General features: G+C 69.5%; 13 protein-coding genes and 1 riboswitch. Of the genes, 5 read left to right on the top strand and 8 right to left on the bottom strand.

From position 1 onward, the window contains the following. Positions 1–214: 214 nt before the first annotated feature. The 6 genes from ACSZL9_RS04140 to ACSZL9_RS04165 form a co-directional block, all read right to left on the bottom strand. A complete protein-coding gene (locus ACSZL9_RS04140) occupies positions 215–1,795 on the bottom strand; it encodes an RNA polymerase sigma factor (protein ID WP_446664203.1) in 1,581 nt (526 codons plus the stop codon). A gap of 263 nt (positions 1,796–2,058) precedes the next feature. Continuing rightward, entirely contained in the window at positions 2,059–2,439 is a 381-nt protein-coding gene (locus tag ACSZL9_RS04145) for a universal stress protein (protein ID WP_446664204.1), read from the bottom strand. 107 nt (positions 2,440–2,546) lie between these two features. Continuing rightward, positions 2,547–3,713 (bottom strand): homoserine O-acetyltransferase MetX, encoded by a 1,167-nt coding sequence (gene metX, locus ACSZL9_RS04150; protein ID WP_446664205.1) that lies wholly within the window; start codon positions 3,711–3,713, stop codon positions 2,547–2,549. A gap of 34 nt (positions 3,714–3,747) precedes the next feature. Then, a riboswitch (SAM riboswitch) is annotated at positions 3,748–3,884 on the bottom strand. 73 nt (positions 3,885–3,957) lie between these two features. After that, entirely contained in the window at positions 3,958–5,004 is a 1,047-nt protein-coding gene (locus ACSZL9_RS04155; protein WP_446664206.1) for a DUF4192 domain-containing protein, read from the bottom strand. Positions 5,005–5,100: 96 nt separating this feature from the next. Further along, the gene (locus ACSZL9_RS04160; RefSeq protein WP_446664207.1) at positions 5,101–5,469 is read right to left on the bottom strand and encodes a YkvA family protein; all 369 of its coding nucleotides are present in this window, start codon (positions 5,467–5,469) and stop codon (positions 5,101–5,103) included. A gap of 2 nt (positions 5,470–5,471) precedes the next feature. Next, positions 5,472–6,167, bottom strand: coding sequence for an EcsC family protein (locus ACSZL9_RS04165; RefSeq protein WP_446664208.1), 696 nt, complete (start codon positions 6,165–6,167; stop codon positions 5,472–5,474). A gap of 57 nt (positions 6,168–6,224) precedes the next feature. Here ACSZL9_RS04165 and ACSZL9_RS04170 point away from each other — a divergent pair, with 57 nt between their 5' ends. From ACSZL9_RS04170 to ACSZL9_RS04190, 5 genes are all read left to right on the top strand, one after another. After that, positions 6,225–7,124 carry a sulfurtransferase gene (locus tag ACSZL9_RS04170; RefSeq protein WP_446664209.1) on the top strand — a complete coding sequence of 300 codons (900 nt, stop codon included), beginning with the start codon at positions 6,225–6,227 and terminating at the stop codon, positions 7,122–7,124. Positions 7,125–7,133: 9 nt separating this feature from the next. Then, complete coding sequence (locus ACSZL9_RS04175) at positions 7,134–7,601, top strand: SufE family protein (RefSeq protein ID WP_446664210.1); 468 nt, start codon at positions 7,134–7,136, stop codon at positions 7,599–7,601. 34 nt (positions 7,602–7,635) lie between these two features. Further along, positions 7,636–9,162 carry a hypothetical protein gene (locus tag ACSZL9_RS04180; protein ID WP_446664211.1) on the top strand — a complete coding sequence of 509 codons (1,527 nt, stop codon included), beginning with the start codon at positions 7,636–7,638 and terminating at the stop codon, positions 9,160–9,162. Positions 9,163–9,344: 182 nt separating this feature from the next. Then, a complete protein-coding gene (locus ACSZL9_RS04185) occupies positions 9,345–12,581 on the top strand; it encodes a TIM-barrel domain-containing protein (protein WP_446664212.1) in 3,237 nt (1,078 codons plus the stop codon). Positions 12,582–12,679: 98 nt separating this feature from the next. Further along, positions 12,680–14,365, top strand: coding sequence for a DNA polymerase (locus tag ACSZL9_RS04190; protein WP_446664213.1), 1,686 nt, complete (start codon positions 12,680–12,682; stop codon positions 14,363–14,365). Positions 14,366–14,388: 23 nt separating this feature from the next. Here ACSZL9_RS04190 and ACSZL9_RS04195 read toward each other — a convergent pair whose 3' ends face one another. Both ACSZL9_RS04195 and hrpA read right to left on the bottom strand, forming a co-directional pair. Then, the gene (locus tag ACSZL9_RS04195) at positions 14,389–15,348 is read right to left on the bottom strand and encodes a PAC2 family protein (RefSeq protein WP_446664214.1); all 960 of its coding nucleotides are present in this window, start codon (positions 15,346–15,348) and stop codon (positions 14,389–14,391) included. Positions 15,349–15,411: 63 nt separating this feature from the next. Continuing rightward, a complete protein-coding gene (gene hrpA / locus ACSZL9_RS04200) occupies positions 15,412–19,380 on the bottom strand; it encodes an ATP-dependent RNA helicase HrpA (protein WP_446664215.1) in 3,969 nt (1,322 codons plus the stop codon). Between the last annotated feature and the right edge of the window lie 28 nt (positions 19,381–19,408).

Consider the following 19,408-nt stretch of genomic DNA (forward strand, 5'->3'; position numbering starts at 1 on the left):
CCGGTTGTGCACGCCTTCCGGCCCATATCCCGTACCCAACCAGCGACCGTTGTCAGTTACGCACGCCCTCCGGCGCATATCCCGTACCGAACCGGCGACCGTTGTCAGTTGTGCACCGGTTCCCCAACGCAACGGCCCCGCACACAGAACGGCCCCGAGCGAACGTGTTCGCCGGGGCCGTTCTGGGTGCTGCGAGGAGTCGCAGCGAAAAATCTCAGTCGAGGTAGTCGCGCAGCACCTGCGAGCGCGACGGGTGACGCAGCTTGCTCATCGTCTTGGACTCGATCTGCCGGATCCGCTCGCGCGTGACGCCATAGACCTTGCCGATCTCGTCCAACGTCTTCGGCTGGCCGTCGGTCAGCCCGAAGCGCATCGACACGACGCCGGCCTCGCGCTCGGACAGGGTGTCGAGCACCGAGTGCAGCTGCTCCTGCAGCAGCGTGAAGCTGACCGCATCGGCGGGCACCACGGCCTCGGAGTCCTCGATCAGGTCGCCGAACTCGCTGTCGCCGTCCTCACCGAGCGGGGTGTGCAGGGAGATCGGCTCACGGCCGTACTTCTGGACCTCGACGACCTTCTCCGGAGTCATGTCCAGCTCCTTGGCCAGCTCCTCCGGGGTGGGCTCGCGGCCCAGGTCCTGCAGCATCTGCCGCTGCACACGGGCGAGCTTGTTGATGACCTCGACCATGTGCACCGGGATGCGGATGGTGCGCGCCTGGTCGGCCATCGCACGGGTGATCGCCTGCCGGATCCACCACGTGGCGTATGTCGAGAACTTGTAACCCTTGGTGTAGTCGAACTTCTCGACCGCACGGATCAGACCCAGGTTGCCCTCCTGGATCAGGTCGAGGAAGAGCATGCCGCGGCCGGTGTAGCGCTTGGCCAGCGAGACCACCAGTCGCAGGTTGGCCTCGAGCAGGTGGTTCTTGGCCTTGCGACCGTCACGGGCGATCCAGTCCAGCTCACGACCCGACTTGGAGAACTTCTCCGACTTCGTCAACGCGCCGAGCTTCTCCTCGGCGAACAGGCCGGCCTCGATCCGCTTGGCGAGCTCGACCTCCTGCTCGGCGTTGAGCAGTGCGACCTTGCCGATCTGCTTCAGGTAGTCCTTGACCGGGTCCGCGGTCGCACCGGCGGTGACGACCTGCTGCGCGGGCGCGTCGTCCTCGTCGTCCTGCCGGATGACGAACGCACCCGACTTGGTGGACTCCTCCTCCTTGGCGTCCTTGGCGTCCTTGGCGTCCGTCGACTCCTTGTCGTCGTCCTCGACCTCGACGTCCGCGGCCTTCCGGCGCGCAGCGGTCTTCTTCGTCGCGGTGCGCTTGGCGGCGGCCTTCTTGGCCGGCTTCGCCTCGACAGCGGCCTCGTCGGTCGCGTCGTCGGTTGCTCCCTCGGCAGCAGCTGTCTTCGCCGCGGTCTTCTTGGCTGCAGTCTTCTTCGTGGCAGCCTTCTTGGCCGGCTCGGCCTGCTCCTCATCGCCCTTGGCGGTGGCAGCCTTCTTGGCCGTGGTTTTCTTCGCCGCACCCTTGGCAGCCTTCTGGCTGGTGCTGCGACGGGTCGTCGTGGTCGCGACCGCGCGAGCCGCGGTCTCCGAGTCCAGGGTCACGGCGATGCCGTGCTCGTCCAGTGCACGCAGCACGGTCTTCATCCGCTGCGGGGCGATCTCACTGGCTTCCAGGGCATCCTTCAGCTGCGAGCTGTCGATCGAGCCATGCGTCTGGCCGGCTGCCATCAACTGCTGCAGTGCAGGGTGCGCGAACTCCGCCGGCAATGCCGGTGCGGGGGATTTCGACACTGGGTCCACCAACTACCTTCCGAAACTGTCGGCCCGCGGTGCGCGGACACCACTACGTTGCCGTCCGGGGACGACGGCTGACCGAGGTTGGGGTTGAGAAGCGACCGTCACACTCGGCTGGTCCGGCCCGGCCACGAGCGCTTCCACACCATTATAAAACGATTCGGGGTGCAGAACATTCCATCGGGCCGGTCCGACGCCGGAAATCGCGTGCGTCCGATCGCCGAAAAGTCCTGTCCGCCAAGGGATTCGGGGCGGTCGGGTCACTCCGAAGGTTTGACTGCGAGCACCGGACACGCGGCGTCGAGCAGGATCCGCTGCGCATTGGCGCCCAGGATCAGTTTGCCCACCGGCGAGCGACGGCGCAGCCCGATCACCAGCAGATCGGCCGACTCGTCCTCAGCGATACGCAACAGCTCGTCCGTGGCGTCGTCGCTCGGTCCGATGGTGCGGACCTCGTAGCTGACTTCCTGATCGGCGAGCGCCGCCAGCTGGGCCCGGGCATCGTCGGCCTGGTCCTCCCCCGCGGCATGCGCCGAGTCGAGCACCACCAGCGGTGTCTGCCGCACCGCTGCCTCCGCGGCAGCACGGCGCAGCGCCGCCTCGCCTTCCTTGGTCGGCACGTATCCCACCACGACAGCCACTGCGCGATCACCTCTTCCTGCCGGGTCCTGCACCGACTCGGCACGTAGGGCCGACGCTACCGGACCGTCGCGACCTGCGGGCCGCCCATGATGTGGATCACGTCACGTCAGCCGGCGACACGCACCGGTAACCGGCGCCTGCGCGCGTCGGCGACGGTCTCGGACACCACTGCGGCGATCTGCTCGGTCTCGATCAGGAACCCGTCGTGCCCGTGCTGCGAGCGCAGCAGCCGGACGTGGCCGCGACCGTGCGCGGCGACGATCTGCTCGGACAGCTCGACCGGGAACAAGCGGTCGCTGTCGACGGCGGCGACCCGCAGCAGTCCGGGGTAGCTGCCGAGGACCTCTGTCAGGCTCCCCCGGCCGCGCGTCACGTCGTGCGTGGCCATCGCCGCGGTGAGATGCACGTAGGAACCGGCGTCGAACCGGGCGACCAGCTTGCCGGCCTGGTGGTCCAGGTAGCTCTCGACGGCGAACCGGCCGCCGTCGAGCGGGTCTTCGGACTCCTGCGGCTGGATGCCGAAGCGGGTGTTGAACTCGTCGGCGCTGCGATAGGTGGCGTGCGCGATCCGGCGGGCGATGCCCAGGCCGTGCTCGGGTATGACGCCGGTGTCGTAGTAGTCGCCCCCGGCATACGCGGGATCGGAGGCGATGGCCAGCGTCTGCGCCTGACCCCACGCGATCTGGTCGCCCGTGGCTTGGGCCGCGCTGGCGATGACCAGTGCTGCCCGGGTCCGCTGCGGCAGTCCGGCGGCCCACTCGATGGTGCGCATGCCGCCCATCGAGCCGCCCAGGACCAGGAACCACGCGTCGATGCCGAGCGCGTCGGCGACCGCAGCCTCGACCGCGACCTGGTCGCGGATGGTCGTGCGCGGGAAGCGGGACCCCCACGCCTTGCCGTCGGGAGCAGTCGACCCGGGTCCGGTGGTGCCGCGGCAGCCACCGAGCACGTTGATCGCGACGACATACAGCTCGTCGGTGTCCAGGGTGCGGCCCGGACCGATCAGGTCCGGCCACCACCCGGCGGTGGGCTGGCCGGGTCCGGCTTCCCCCTCGACGTGGGAGTCGCCGGTCAGCGCGTGCTCGATGAGCACTGCGTTGTCGGCGTCCGGGGACAACCGACCCCAGGTCTGGAAGGTGACGACGACCTCGGGCAGGCGCTCGCCGTTCTCGAGGTGAACGTCGGTCAGCCGGATGGCGCGGGCGTCGGGGTTGGCGTCCTGCGGCGGTGCGCACCACTGCGTCGCTGAGGACGTGGTGTGTATGGCGGTCATCCGGCCCACTCCTTGGGTGCCCTTGGGGCTCGCCGCCCCGCGCTTGCCGACCGCCGTGTGCGGTCGACCCTGTCTTCACCCGGGGCACCCCACCGCGGTGGAGGGTTGCCGCCCAGCCAGCCGGGGCTGTGTTCGTGGCCCGAAGGTCACTGAACGCTGGGACTCATGACAGGTATGACGGTAGCAAAATCGCCCACCGGCGTCGAAGCAGCAGCGCGCCCGTCTCACTGTCCGGGCCGTTCCCTCATGCAGGGCGCTGCTCATCACCGAAGGTGGGGCGCAGTCCCGCTTGCAGCGCGGCCGCGAACAGCCGGCCGAGGCGGCACCCCGGCTCCTGCTCCAGCGCCCGGTCGACCGCGAAGGATGCGAGCACCCCGTTGCCGGACGTCCAGCGCACTGCAGCACTGAGCAGGAGCACCGGGACACTCCACGGCGGCGGCACGCACCCGACCCACTCCTCGAGCCGGCGCGCGACCGCGGCCACCGGGTCGTCGAACGGATCGACCCCGCGCAGCCACTGTGGCGGCAGGCCGAGATGGAGGGGGTCGATCGCACAGTCCGACCCGTCCGGCGGGCCGACCACCTGCGCCGGCAGGAAGTCCGGCATCAGCCAGGACAGCACCTGATCGCGCACCTGCACCGAGTCGACCGCCAGCGTCGCCGACGCCAGCACCTCCACCGGCAGGTCGTGGACCGAGGTCTGTTGCTCCAACAGCACCCGCGGCAACACCTGGGCTGTCGGCAGCAGCGGCGGGTCCGGGTCGCCGAGCCGTGCCCCGATCGCGGCAGCCACCAACGGATGCCGGAGGTCGTATCGGCGCTCCAGGTCGGCCCGGTCGTCGGCCGGCACGACCCCGCGCAGCACGCTCTCGGCGACCGGCTCGACGTCAGTGGCGGGCGGAACCGATGACCACACCCGGGGACAGCCGTCGCACGAGCACTCCTCCACCCGCCACTGGGCGCCGTCGTCGCGCACCCGGGCGACGTGCGCCAGGTGCGCTCCGGCCTGCCGCAAGCGGGTGCGCAGCTCGGCCACGAACAACCGGTCGATCGCGCCGAACCCGTCGTAGCACAGCAGGAGCACTTCCTGGCTGTCCTGCCGGAGCAGCGCGCGGGCGATCTGATCGGCCAGTGCACCGATCTCGCGGCTGCCGGGCCGCTCGAACCGTGCCGTGAGACTGGTCCGCCCTTCCCGGGTGCCGACGACCACCAGGCAGTCTCGCGGCACGTAGCCGAGTTGATAGGGCAGGTAGGCGACGATCTCACCGATGCCGCGCAGTCTCGAGGTCATGCCCGGCAGCTTGCGGCCCGAGCCACCGCCTCGCCCACCGTGACAACGCGCGCTGTGGACGACGTGCCGGGCGGGTTGGGGCTGTGGATGAGACGGTCAGGAGATGCGTTCGCCCCGGACGGTGTGCCCGCGGCGCCGCTCCCACTCCAGGAACCGGTCGGTGTCTGTGGTGAGGGTCTTGGCCAGCCAGGCCAGCACGACGGCGTCGTCGGCGAGTCCGATGACGCCGACGAGCGCCTCGGGCAGGAGGTCGACCGGTGAGACGACATACGCAGCCGCGGCCGCCAGCAGCGCAAGGTGACCCGCGGTGACTTCGTCGTAGTCACCGCGCGCGACGGCCTTGGTCATCCGGGGCAGGCAGGCGATGCGCGCCGTGATGGCCGGACCGCCCGGATCGGCGGCTTCCTGGAGCGCGTCGGAGATCCGGCGCATCGCCGACCAGCGCAGGTTCGGCAGGCGAGCCACGCTCAGCGCCGCCCTTCGCGCAGTCGCTCCCGTCGGGGGAACTCCTTCTTGGCGATCTTGGCGATGCGGTTGAGCAGGAACACGTCGAGGCCGGCGCCGATCACGCCGCCCGCAACTGGGATGCCCTTGCCGAGCTTGGTGAGCAGCTTGTCGCCGAGCTGGCTGACCAGCCGGAACCCGACGGCCTTGTTGACGACCATCACCGCGGGCGGCGGCAGCTGTCCGCTGGCGAGGTGTGCCAGCCGCCCGGTGCTGACGACGCCGGCTTTCTTCAGTACATCGTCGGCGTCCCCACCCACCAGCGTCAGGAGTATGGCGGTGCGCGTGGCCTGGTCGTCCAAGTCGTAACCGCGCAGGTGCGCGATCGCCGCGACCATCCGGGTGTTGAGCAGGTAGAACCCGACCAGATTGGCCGGGAGCGCCACGGCCATGGTGACGAATCCGCCCAGGCTGGTGATGAATCCGGCACTCGCCGCGAGCTTGCGATGCTGGGAGATCACCCTGTCGATCGCTCGCTCGACGTCGGCCGGGTGGGCCTCGTGAGCGGCCAGCGCGACGGCACGCGCGCTATCGAAGCCGGCCTTCCCGTCGACGCCGACGGTGACCAGCTTCTGCGACAGGCTCACCGCCGCACCGCCCAACGGACCCTTGTCGAGCGGGACGGGCTGGGTGCTCTTCTTCTTACTGCTGCCGAACATGGCGCCCATCCTGCCAGCCCCGTCGAGGCGGCTTCAGCGACCGCGTAACGTGGCGTTATGGCTTACCCCAAAGACCCGAGCTCCGAGCTCGCTGCATATGCCCACCCCGAGCGCCTGGTCACCACCGGCTGGCTGGCCGAGCAACTGGCCGGTGACCACGACGGCCTGGTGGTCCTGGAGTCCGACGAGGACGTCCTGCTCTACGACACCGGCCACATCCCCGGCAGCTTCAAGGTGGACTGGCACACCGACCTCAACGACCCGGTCACCCGTGACTTCGTCGACGGCGAAGGCTTCGCCAAGGTCATGTCGGAGCGCGGCATCGGGCGCGACACCACCGTGGTGATCTACGGCGACAAGTCCAACTGGTGGGCGGCATACGCCCTGTGGGTGATGACGCTATTCGGGCACGAGGACGTCCGCCTGCTCGACGGGGGCCGCTCGGCATGGATGGCCGAGGACCGCGAGATGACCCGTGAGGTGCCGACCGCGCGGCCGGCCGACTACCCCGTGGTCGAGCGGGCCGACGCACCGATTCGTGCGTTCAAGGACGACGTGCTCGCCCATCTCGACAAGCCGATGGTCGACGTCCGCTCCCCCGGCGAGTTCAGCGGCGAGCTGACGCACATGCCCGACTACCCCCAGGAGGGCTCGATCCGCGGCGGACACATCCCGGGTGCGCGGTCCGTGCCGTGGTCGAAGGCTGCCCGCGAGGACGGACGGTTCAAGACGCGCGAGGACCTCGAGGCCCTCTACCAGGGTGAGCAGCAGCTCGCCGCGGATGACGACGTCGTCGTCTACTGCCGCATCGGCGAGCGCTCGTCGCACACGTGGTTCGTGCTGACCCAGCTGCTCGGCTTCGACAAGGTGCGCAACTACGACGGCTCCTGGACCGAGTGGGGCAATGCAGTGCGAGTGCCTGTCGAGCAGGGCGCGCCGACCACTCCGAAGGCCTGAGAGGACCGTATGCCGGACACCACCCCCGACACACCTGACGCGCAGACCGCCGACCTGCCGGAGCCGCTGGCGGAGTTGATCGAAGACTTCGCCGCGGTCGGCGCCAGGGACCGGCTGCAACTGCTGCTGGAGCTGAGCGAGGACCTGCCGGATCTGCCGGCGCGGTATGCCGATCATCCCGACCAGCTGGAGCAGGTCCACGAGTGCCAGACACCGCTGTTCCTGGCGGTCGAGGTGACCGACGGGACGGTCCATCTCTACTTCAGCGCGCCCAAGGAAGCCCCCACGACGCGGGGGTTCGCGGGCATCCTGCACACGGGCCTGGACGGCCAGCCCGCGCAGGCGGTGCTGGACGTTCCGGAGGACATACCCTTCAAATTCGGACTCGCCGAAGCCGTTTCTCCGTTGCGGATGCGCGGAATGGTCGCAATGCTCTCTAGGATCAAACGGCAGACCCGGGCCGCTCTGGCGGTTTGAAGACACTGATATCCAATGCGTTAGGTTGCGCCATATGAATTCCCTGGGGAACAAGAAGCTCCTGGCCGTGCCCGCGGTCGTTGCGGTCATCGGCCTCGTCCTGCTGATCATCGGCCTGCTGAGCGGGTCGAGCGTCAAGCTCACCCAGTTCAACAGCGGCAGCAGCCTGTCGATGGACGGTGGCTTCTCGGTCTACAGCCCGGAGTCGGGCGACCGCACCGCTGCACTGTGCACGCTGGACGGCAAGACGCTGCCGCGGCCGACCAAGGACTTCTCGGTGACCGCCGACGGCACCAAGTACTACGAGATCGCACGCAGCGACAGCAGCAAGGGCACCGTGAGCTGCAGCAACAACTCCGGCAAGCTGTATGCCGGTGACCGCGCCGACAACATCGGCGGCGGCTTCCACACGATCGGCCTGGTGCTCGGCGGCATCCTGCTGGTGCTCGGCATCATCGGCGTGATCGTGCTCTTCCTGCTCGGCAAGAAGCAGGGCGGCGCGAACGGCGCTGCGGCGCAGGGTGGCCAGGCCGGCGGGCAGCAGGGCGGTTACCAGGGCTACGGCCAGCAGCAGGGTTACGGCCAGGGGTACGGACAGCAGCAGGCTCAGCCGGCTACGCCGCACCAGGGCTACCAGCAGCAGGGTTACGGCCAGCAGCAGGGGCAGCAGTCCGGCTACGGCCAGCAGCAGGGTTACGGCCAGCCCTACGGACAGCAGGGCCAGCAGGGTCAGCAGTCCCCCTACGGTCAGCAGCAGGGTCAGTCGCCGTACGGTCAGCCGCAGTCCGGGCCGCAGAGCCCGTCGCCCTACGGTCAGCCCCACTCGGGACCGCAGTCCGGTCCGCAGCAGGGCCAGTCCCCCTACGGCCAGCAGCAGGGCCAGTCGCAGGGTCAGTCGCCGTACGGCCAGCCGCAGTCCGGACCGCAGAGCCCGTCGCCCTACGGTCAGCAGCCTGCGCAACAGTCCGGCCAGCAGGCGGACAACGACCGGCAGAGCATCTACGGCCAGCCGCAGTCCGGCCAGCAGGGCTTCAACGACGCGCCGACCCAGGCAGTGCAGGCACAAGACGTCCAGCAGGGTTCCGGCAACCAGTCGGGCGCTCCGTCGCAGCCGGATTCCACTGGCGGACAGGACAATTCGGAGGCCGCCACACAGACCGTGTCCAGTGACGACGTCAACCGCCTGTCCTACGGCCAGACGTCGACGCCGGCATACGACCAGCCGGGCTACCAGAGCTCCCAGGAGGGCGGCCGACACAGCAGCCGGCAGCCGGAGGGCGGCCAGCCGAGCTATGGCTCGGGCGACCGCTCCGACGAGCCCACCCAGGCGATCTCGGGCCTGCCGCTGTCCGGTGGCAACGCACCGGAGGGCGGCGGCCAGCAGTCCGGCGCGGGCGCCTCGGGCATCCACGACCAGGCGACCACTGCCGTGCCGGCGGTCGACCCGGATGAGCAGCAGGAGCAGCAGGGCCAGCGCAACCCCTGGACGCTGCAGAAGCCCGAGGGCGACAACAACGGTGACGCCAACGGCGGCACCAACAACGGCGGCCAGCAGCAGTAGTCACTGCACAGCGCACGCGAGAGCCCCGCATCGGCACTGCCGATGCGGGGCTCTTGTATGTCGTCGCCAATGTCGTCGCCAACGTCGCCTCCAAGTCGTCGGCCCGATCGCCACCACGGAGCCGCTCGATCCCCTAGATTCAACCAATCGCTTGTTTCTGATTGAACTAGGGAGAACCAATCATGATCAATCATGCAGTGCGGCGTTTGGTCGCAGTGCTCGGTGCCGCGCTCCTCGCGCTCACCGGCCTGGCGGCACTGACCCCGAGCGCCGCCACCGCAGCGGCACCTGCAGCGGCACCCGCAGAAGGCGGGCACCTCGCCGACATCACCGCCGTCGAGCAGCACGGCGATCACTATGTCTTCACCGCCGGGGAGGCGAAGCTGCGCGTCACCGCAGTGGACGACGACCTGCTGCGCGTGGAGGTCGCCCCGGACGGGAAGTTCACCGACCCGGCGAATGACGACCCCGAGGACCCGAAGGCCCCGGACGCGGACATCGTGGTCAAGACCGACTACGGCACGACCACTTCGAAGCTGGCCACGACCAACGCGGCATACACGATCAGCACGGCGGACGCGCAGCTCACCGTCACCAAGTCGCCGGCCACGCTCACCATGGCGCGCAGCAACGGCACCGTCCTGTGGCGGGAGACCGCTCCCCTGTCGTGGAACGACGACGGCACCACGCAGCACCTGGCGCAGGGCGCCACGGAGCAGTACTTCGGCGGCGGCATGCAGAACGGCCGCTTCAGCCACCGCGGCCAGAAACTGTCCATCTCCAAGGACGGCTGGGACGAGGGCGGTCAGCCCAACTCGGTGCCGTTCTACATCTCCAGCACCGGCTACGGCGTGCTGCGCGACACGTTCGCCCCGGGCAGTTACGACTTCGGCAGCGGCGACTCCGGTGCGGTGAGCACCACGCACACCGAGCAGCGGTTCGACGCCTACTACTTCATCGGTGACGCCAAGCAGGTCATCGACGGTTACACCGAGCTGACCGGCCGCCCGCTGGCGCTGCCGATGTATGCCCTGGAGCTCGGTGACGCCGACTGCTATCTGCACAACGCCAACCGCGGCGAGCGCCATACGCTGGCCGACTCCACGGCCGTCGCCGACGGCTACAAGAAGCACAAGTTGCCGCTCGGCTGGATGCTGGTGAACGACGGATACGGTTGCGAATACGAGGATCTCGCCGAGACCGGTGACATGCTGCACCAGCACGGCTCCGAGCTCGGCCTGTGGACCCAGCGCGACCTGACCGAGCAGAAGTCTGAGGTCGCCGCAGGCGTGCGGGTGCGCAAGACCGACGTCGCCTGGGTCGGCCCGGGCTACCGCTTCGGCCTCGACGCGTGCGAGAAGGCGCGCGACGGCATCGAGGACAACTCGACCGACCGCGCGACCGTGCTGACCATCGAGGGCTGGGCCGGCACCCAGCGCTGCGGCGCGATGTGGTCCGGCGACCAGTCCGGCTCGTGGGACTACATCAAGTGGCAGATCCCGACATACGCCGGCTCCACGATGTCCGGCCAGCCGGTCACCACCGGTGACATCGACGGCATCTTCGGCGGCAGCGCGAAGACCTACGTGCGCGACCTGCAGTGGAAGATGATGCTGCCGATGACCTACGCGATGAGCGGGTGGGCCAACGAGGACAAGCAGCCCTGGACGTATGGCGAGCCCTACACGTCCATCAACAAGAAGTACCTCATGCTGCACGAGCGACTGCTGCCGTACTTCTACACCCACACGATGAACGCCACCAAGAACGGCGTCGGCCCCACCCGGCCGCTCTACCTGGACTACCCGAACGACCCCAACACGTGGGGCGAGAAGGCGAAGTACGAGTTCCTCGCCGGTGACGACTTCCTGGTGGCACCGGTCTACTCCGACACCTCGGTCCGCGACGGGATCTACCTGCCCGAGGGCCGGTGGGTCGACTACTGGACCGGCCGGATCTATCAGGGCGGCCAGACGATCAACGGCTACAAGGCACCGCTGGACACGCTGCCGATGTTCGTCAAGGCGGGCGCCATCGTCCCGCAGTTCCCGAAGGGCACGCTGGACTGGAAGGCCGGCAAACAGGCCGGACAGCTCGACCTGGACGTCTACCCCAGCGGCCATACGTCGTTCACCAACTACGAGGACGACGGCCGCAGCCAGAGCAAGGCGTCGGCCCAGCAGCGCTTCGACGTTGCGGCGCCGCGCACCGGCAGCGGGCCGGTCACCGTGCGGCTGAGCGCACTGGCCGGGTCGTATGCCGGCAAGCCGACGCAGCGCCACTACCGGCTGACCGTGCACACCGACAAGGCGGCCGGCAGCATCAGCGTCGCCGGGCACAAGGTGCCGAAACGGTCCTCGCAGCAGGCGGTCGACGCCGCCGACTCCGGCTGGTTCTACGACAGCAGCACCGGCGTCATCCACGTCAAGACGACGTCACTGCCCACGTCGCAGGCGGCGACGGTCCGGATCAACGGCGCCGGCGCCGTCGGCGGCTCGCACCCGGACGACCGCAACGTGTCGCTCGACGTGCAGGCCGAGAGCATCTCGGTCGCCGGCAAGGACTCGAAAGTGACGGCGAAATTCACCAACGACACCCGCACGTCGGTCGCCGTGCGGGACACAAGCATCACGCCGCCGAAGGGCTGGACCGTGCAGGCCGACGGACCGACCACGACGGACGAGCTGGCCGACGGTGCGACGTTCACGGCGACATACACCTTGACGCCTCCGGCGAGTGTCGAACCGGGCACGGTGGACCTCACAGCCACCGCGACCTACCGGGTGCACGGGACGTCGCACACGGTGACCGATCGGACGAACACGACTGTCGCGTATGCCGATACGGCGTCGGCATACAACAACGTCGGCACCACGGCGTCGGACGATCCGGCACCGGGCAACCTCGACGGCGGCGGCTCCAGCTTCCTGGCCGACAAGCTCGCGGCCGAGGGTGCCTCCCCCGGCGCGAAGGTCTCCGCGAACGGCTTCGACTTCACCTGGCCGGACGCGCAGCCCGGCACGAAGGACAACATCGCCGGCGCGGGCCAGACGATCTCGGTGAGCGGGCAGGGCAACGCGCTGGCGTTCCTCGGCACCGGCACGAGCGCGTCCGCCGGAGGCGCCGCGACGGTCTATTACACCGACGGGACCAGTGACTCCGGCACGGTCGGTATGCCGAACTGGTGCTGCCTCGCGCAGGACAGCTACGGGGCCGAGGTGGCGATCCGGACGCTCGGGAAGAACACCCCGGACGGCCCGGCCTATCCCACCACGGAGTACCGCGTCTACACCTCCACGATGCAGATCGACCCGGACAAGCAGGTCGCCGCGGTGACGCTGCCGTCCAATTCGGCGTTCCACGTCTTCGACATCGCCGCCGGCACCGACGGACAGCACTGGACGGCGACCGCGAACTGACCGGCGTCACACCGAGCCGCCATGATGGTGGTCGCGCCCCGCTCGGGGTGCGACCACCATCGTTCGTCGGGCGGGAGGCACATCGGGTGCGGGGTGCGGTGCGGGGTTCGCTGTATGCCGTCGCTGTCCAGGGCGACCGGGCGGTGTGTGTCAGCGATGCCGCGTCCAGCGATGAGATGGCCGACGGGACGGTGATGGACGGGACGGTGGCCGACCTGATCGCCTTCGTCGCGGCGACCGAGCGGGAGCACGCGACGGATGCCCCGCGGTGGGTGTGGTGGTCCGCTGCCGAAGCCGCCACTCCCCTGGTGCACGCGGGCGTGCACCTGCGGCGCTGCTGGGACCTGACCGAGGCGCACCGGCTGCTGGCCGGCGGGTTCGACACCGATGCCGAGCAGATCTGGGCGGTCGCGGCCGAGCTCGACCCGGCCGGTCGCCCCGCACCGGTCATGGGCGACCTCTTCGATGTCCGTGGCACACCCGATGCCGATGCTGCGGTGCGCTCGGACGGTTATCTCAATCCGTCCAGTTCGGGGCCGGATTGGTGTCTGGAGAATCTGCCGGAGTTGGCGCGGCTCGCGCTGGTCGTCGCGCGTCGGCAGGAGGCGCTGCTGTCACGCCGGCCGCGAGGTGTCAGCACTGCGACCAGTGAGTCCGGCGCTGCGCTGCTGTGCGTGGAGCTGGGTGAGCAGGGCCTGCCGGTCGACCGGGTCGCGCTCGAAGAGCTGATCACCGCGATTGCCGGGCCTCGGCCACGGGACGACCAGCACGCCATACAGCTGCGTGCGGCACGGGACGACCTGGTGTTGCGGCATACGCCCGGACGTGGCACGACGGACCTGCGCAACCCTGCACACGTCCGGGACCTGTTGCGGTCGTTGGGTGTTCAGGTCGAGGACACCCGCGCCTGGCACCTGGAGCCCTATCGCGACGTGCACCCGGCGGTGGCCGCGCTGCTCGACTGGCGCAAGGCCGAGCGCATCGCCACGACCTACGGCTGGTCGTGGCTGGACCGCTTCGTCGGCGCGGACGACCGCCTGCGTGGCACCTGGACGGCGTGCGACGGCGGCGCCGGACGGATGACGGCGGGCGCGGGGCTGCACAGCCTGCCCACTCCGCTGCGCCCCGGCGTTGCCGCCGACCGCGACCACATCCTGGTGCGGGCCGACCTCGGGCAGGTCGAACCCCGTGTGTTGGCAGTGGTTTCCGGCGACCCGGACTTCGCGGCGGCGACCGCCGAGGACGATCTCTATGCGACGGTCGCAGCGCAGTTGAACCTGGACCGGCCGGCGGCCAAGATCGCGGTGCTCGCGGCGATGTACGGCCAGACGTCCGGCCCGGCAGCCGACGCGTTGCGGCGGATGGAGCGCACCTATCCGCGCGCGCTGCGCTACCTGAAGGACGCCGCCGACCGTGGTGAGCGCGGTGAGCCCGTGGTGACCTACGGCGGGCGGTTCGTGCCCGGTCGGGCGGCTGCCGATCAGCTGGGACGGCGGGCCGTGGGCAGATTCACCCGCAACGCGGTGGTGCAGGGCGCGGCCGCGGAGTTCTTCAAGGCGTGGGCGCTGACCGTGCGGGACGCCGTCCGCCCATTGGGCGGGCGGATCGTGCTGTGCCTGCACGACGAGCTGTTGGTGCACGCGCCTGCGGCATACGCACAGGAGACGGCACGTGCGGTGGACGACGCGTTGCAGGCGGCCGCGCGCCGCTGGTCGCAGGGTGCGCCGGTGCGGTTCGTCGCGGACACGCGCGTCATCCACCGGTGGTCGGAGGCGAAGGACTAGCTCCTCCGCTACTCAACCACCTTCTAACGCAGGAAGTCCGGGCCGTCCGAGCCCTTGCCGCGATCCTCGGTGTCGTCGGCCGGCTCCTCCTCACGCAGGAACTGCTCGAGCTCGGCACCGATCTCATCGGCGCTGGGCAGCTGGGACATCTCGGTCGCCAGGAGGTTCTGGCGTTGCAGCCCCTCGGTGAACGCGTCGTACTGCTCCTCAAGCCCGTGGACGACGTCGCCGACCTCGTCGCTCTCGCCGACCTGCTTGGTGATCTCGGCACGGTGCAGTCCGGCCAGCGCCGCCAGCTCGTGCGTGGGTATGTCGAGGCCGGTCACGCCGGTGATGGCGCCGAGGGCCTGCACCGCAGCGTCCCCGAAATCCATCTGCGCCAGGTAGTGCGGGACGTGGATCGCGAACCCGACCGTGTCCACGCCGGCTTCGCCCAGCCGCAGGTGCAGCAGGCTCTCCAGCGAACCCGGGACCTGCACGGAGCCGAAGACCGCGTCATTCTCCGGGATCAGCGACGGCTTGCTCGCGAACCGGGTCATCCCGATCGGCCGGGTGTGCGGGACACCCATCGGGATGCCCTGTGCACTGACGACCAGCTGCACGCCGAGGCGCCGGATCAGCTGCCGGATCGCCTCGATCGTCCGCTCCCACTGGTAGTCGGGCTCCGGGCCGGCGAGCAGGTAGAAGGGCGTGCCCTCGCCGTCGATCATCCGGTAGAGCAGCAGTGACGGGTCGGCGTAGTCGGTGAACCGGTCACGGTCGAAGGTCATCACCGGACGCCGGCCGCGGTAGTCCAGCAGCTGGTCCACGTCGAAGGATGCGACCACGGTGTGCTCGAGCGCGCCGAGCAGGTGTGCGGTCAGCAGTTGTTGTGTGTTCCCGGCATCGATCAGGCCGCCGAGCGACACCACCATGGTGTGCGCACCCAGCGCACTGGCGTGGGTGTCGGTCTCGAGCTGGTAGAGCTCACGCGGGTCTTGCACGACATACTCCTGGAGTTGTTGGCTTCCCTGGGGAGAACGCCACGGGCCGCGGGAGGATTCCCGTCACCGCGCGACGGCGTCCTCGACGCTGTCCATCGCCTTGAAGATCCGCTTGACCGAGACGGGGCGCGGTGTGCCGAGGCGCTGGGCGAAGAGGCTGACGCGCAGCTCCTCGACCTGCCAGCGCAGGTCCACCACGTCGGGGTCGGTGTGCCGGGCCTTCGGGACGTGTGCGAGCAGTTTGCGGCGCTCCTCCTCGACGGCGGCGACCTCGTCGGCGCGTTGCCGGTCGCGCGCCAGGTCCGACGGCGCCTTGTCGATGCGCTCGAGCATGCCGCGCAGGTAGCGGTCCAGGTCGCGCAGCCGGGCCAGGCCGGTGTCGGCGACGAATCCGGGGTGCACCAGCTCGGTCAGTTGAGCCTCCAGCTCGGCACGCAGCTGCTCGACGGACGGTTGCGTCATCGCGTCCAGTGCGAGGCGGACCTCGCGCGCGTGGTCCAGCGCCGGTGCGAGCGCCTCGACCACGGCGACCACGCGCGGCGCGAGCTGCTGCCGGACGACGCGCAGGGCTTCGTCGAACTGTGCGCCGTCGCGCACGGTGCCGTCCGGCAGGTCGCGCGCCACGATGTCGTCGACGGCGGCGGCGAGCACGTCGTCCATCAGCGCGCGCATGCTCCCGTGCGGGTTGGTGCCGAGCGCGAGGCGCTGGCGCGTGGTGAAGAGGCCCTCGATGCGCTTCCACGGCACGTCGACGTTGAGCAGGATGAGCCGGCGGATGCCCTCACGGGTGGAGTGCGCCTGCTCGGATGCGGTGGGCAGCACCTCCAGCGACACGGCATCGCCGTGATCGACCAGTGCGGGGAAGCCCTGCACGGTGCGCTTGCCGTGCCGTTGCTCGTATGTCGCGGGCAGCGTGCCCAGGTCACCCCACGCGGTCAACCCGGTCCGCTCGATGTCGGCGGCGGCACGCGAGACGGCGCCGCGCACCTTGCCGGCCAGCTGCTCCTGCAGCGCCTCCAGGTTCTTGCCCTCGGCCAGTCGGCGGCCGCGGGAGTCCTCGACGCGGAACGTCATCCGCAGGTGGTCCGGCACGCGTGACCAGTCCCAGTCGGCGGCCGGCACCGCGATGCCGGTCTGCGCGCGCAGGGCTGCGCCCAGCTCGTCGGTGATCGACCCGGCGTCGGGGTCCAGCTGCGGCAGCACCTTGCGTGCGTGGTCCGGCGCGGGGACGAAGTTGCGGCGAATCGCCTTGGGAAGAGCGCGGATCAGCGCCGTGACCAGCTCCTCGCGCACACCGGGCACGAGCCAGTCGAAGCCGTCCGCGGTCACCTGGTTGAGCTGATCCAGCGGCAGGTGCACAGTGACGCCGTCGGCGTCCGAGCCCGGCTCGAACTGGTAGGTCAGCCGCAGCTTGAGGTCGCCCTGGCGCCAGGACTTCGGGTAGTCCGTGGCGTCGACGGCCGCGGCGTCGTCGCGCAGCAGGACGTCCTCGGTCAGCGTCAGCAGCTTCGGGTCCTTGCGACTCTCGGTCTTCCACCAGGTGTCGAAATGTGCTGCGGAGATGACGGACTCGGGAATGCGCGCGTCGTAGAAGTCGAAGAGCTCGTCGTCGCTCACCAGCAGGTCGCGGCGGCGGGCACGGGCCTCCAGGTCGGCGATGCGCTTGAGCAACTGGGTGTTGTCGCGGAAGAACGCGTGGCGGGTCTCCCAGTCGCCTTCGATGAGCGCGTTGCGGATGAACAGCTCGCGGGACAGCTCCGGGTTGATGCGCCCGTAGGCGACCTGTCGGCCCGCGACGAGGGGGACGCCATACAGGGTGACGCGCTCGGCGGCCATCACGCTGCCACGCTTGCGCGACCAATGCGGCTCTGCGTATTGCCTTTTCACCAGGTGCGCGCCCAGTCGCTCGGCCCAGGCGGGGTCGACGCGGGCGTTGGTGCGTGCCCACAGGCGGGTCGTCTCGACCAGCTCGGCGGACATCACGTAGTCGGGCTGTCGCCGGAAGAGGGTGGAGCCCGGCTGGATGGAGAAGCGCGCGTTGCGGGACCCCTGGTAGTCGCGCTTGTCGGGATCGCGCAGGCCGATCTGGGACAGCAGCCCCGCCAGCAACGCCTGGTGTATGGCGTCCTCTCCCGCTGGGTTGTCGCTCGGCGTGAGGTCGTGCTGCTTGGCGACCCGCTTGAGCTGCGCGTGCAGGTCCTGCCACTCGCGGATGCGCAGGTAGTGCAGGTATTCGCGCTTGCACATGCGACGGAAAGCGCTGCTGGACAACGACTTCCGCTGCTCTTTGAGATAGCGCCAGAGGTTGAGCAGGGTGAGGAAGTCGCTGGTCTCGTGCTTGAAGCGCGCGTGTGACTGGTCAGCTTGTGCCTGCAGGTCGGCCGGCCGCTCCCGCACGTCCTGGATGGACAGCGCGGCGACGATGACCAGCACCTCACGCAGCGCGCCGTTCTCGGCGGCGGCCACGAGCATGCGTGCCATCCGCGGGTCGACGGGCAACGCGGCGATAGTGCGGCCGGTGCGGGTGAGCTTCCGGCGCTGCTGCGTGCCGCGTGTCTCGACGGCGCCGAGCTCCTCCAGCAACCGCACACCGTCGGTGACCTGCCGCGGGTCCGGCGGCTCGACGAACGGGAACCGGGCGACGTCGCCCAGGCCGAGCGAGGTCATCTGCAGGATGACCGACGCGAGGTTGGTGCGCAGGATCTCCGGGTCGGTGAAGTCCGGTCGGGCGTCGAAATCCTCCTCGGCATACAGCCGGATGCACACGCCGTCGGCCACACGACCGCAGCGGCCCGAGCGCTGCCGCGCGGACGCTTTGGAGATCGGCTCGATCGGCAGGCGCTGCACCTTGGTGCGCTGGCTGTAACGGGAGATGCGCGCGGTGCCGGTGTCGACGACATACCGGATGCCGGGAACGGTCAGCGACGTCTCGGCGACGTTGGTGGCCAACACGATCCGGCGCTTGCCCGACCGCTTGAAGACGCGGTGCTGCTCGGCGGTCGACAACCGCGCGTAGAGCGGCAGGATCTCGGTCGCCGGCAGCTCGAGAGCGGTCAATGCGTCTGCAGCGTCACGGATCTCGCGCTCGCCGGAGCAGAACACGAGGATGTCCTGCGGGCCGCCATCTCCACCACCCCACGAAGTTTCTCCCCCGCTTCGCTCCTCCGAATACTTCGCGGGGACCCCGGATGAGCGCGGCGTTTCGGTCCACAACTCCAGGACCGCGTCACTGATGCCGGTGACCTGGTCGATGTCAACTTCCTGCTCACCCTCCTCACGGATGAGCGGCCGATAGCGCACCTCGACCGGGTAGGTGCGTCCGGACACCTCGATGACCGGGACCGGCGGCTGCCCTTCGATGGTGAAGTGGTCGGCGAACCGCTGCGGATCGATCGTCGCCGACGTGATGATGACCTTCAGGTCCGGCCGGCGTGGCAGCAGCTGCCGCAGGTAGCCCAGGATGAAGTCGATGTTGAGCGACCGCTCGTGCGCCTCGTCGATGATCAGCGTGTCGTAGCGGCGCAGGTCGCGATCACGCTGCAGCTCGGCGAGCAGCACACCGTCGGTCATCACCTTGACCAGCGAGTCCTTGCTCGTGTGATCGGCGAATCGCATTTGATAGCCGACGGTTTCGCCGAGCGTGACGTCCAGCTCCTCGGCGATCCGCTCGGCCACCGACCGGGCCGCGATGCGCCGCGGCTGGGTGTGCCCGATCAGCCCGCCGAGACCGCGGCCCAGCTCCAGGCAGATCTTCGGCAGCTGGGTCGTCTTGCCCGAGCCGGTCTCGCCGGCGATGACAACGACCTGGTGGTCGCGGATCGCCGCGGCGATCTCGTCCTTGGCCGCACTGACCGGCAGCTGCTGCGGATAACTGATCGCGGGGACGAGGGTGCGACGGTGCTCACGCCGTGCCTCCCGTTGTTCGGGAGTCTCGCGCAGTTGCAGGCGGCTGTTGCCCGGACGACCAGCGCCTCGTCCGCGACGGCCGCGAGAGCGACGGTTGGCGGGCGCGGCGGGGTCAGGTGAGGTCATGGTGATCTCGACCATTGTCGCAAACGCT

Source organism: Flexivirga sp. B27 (assembly GCF_052905685.1).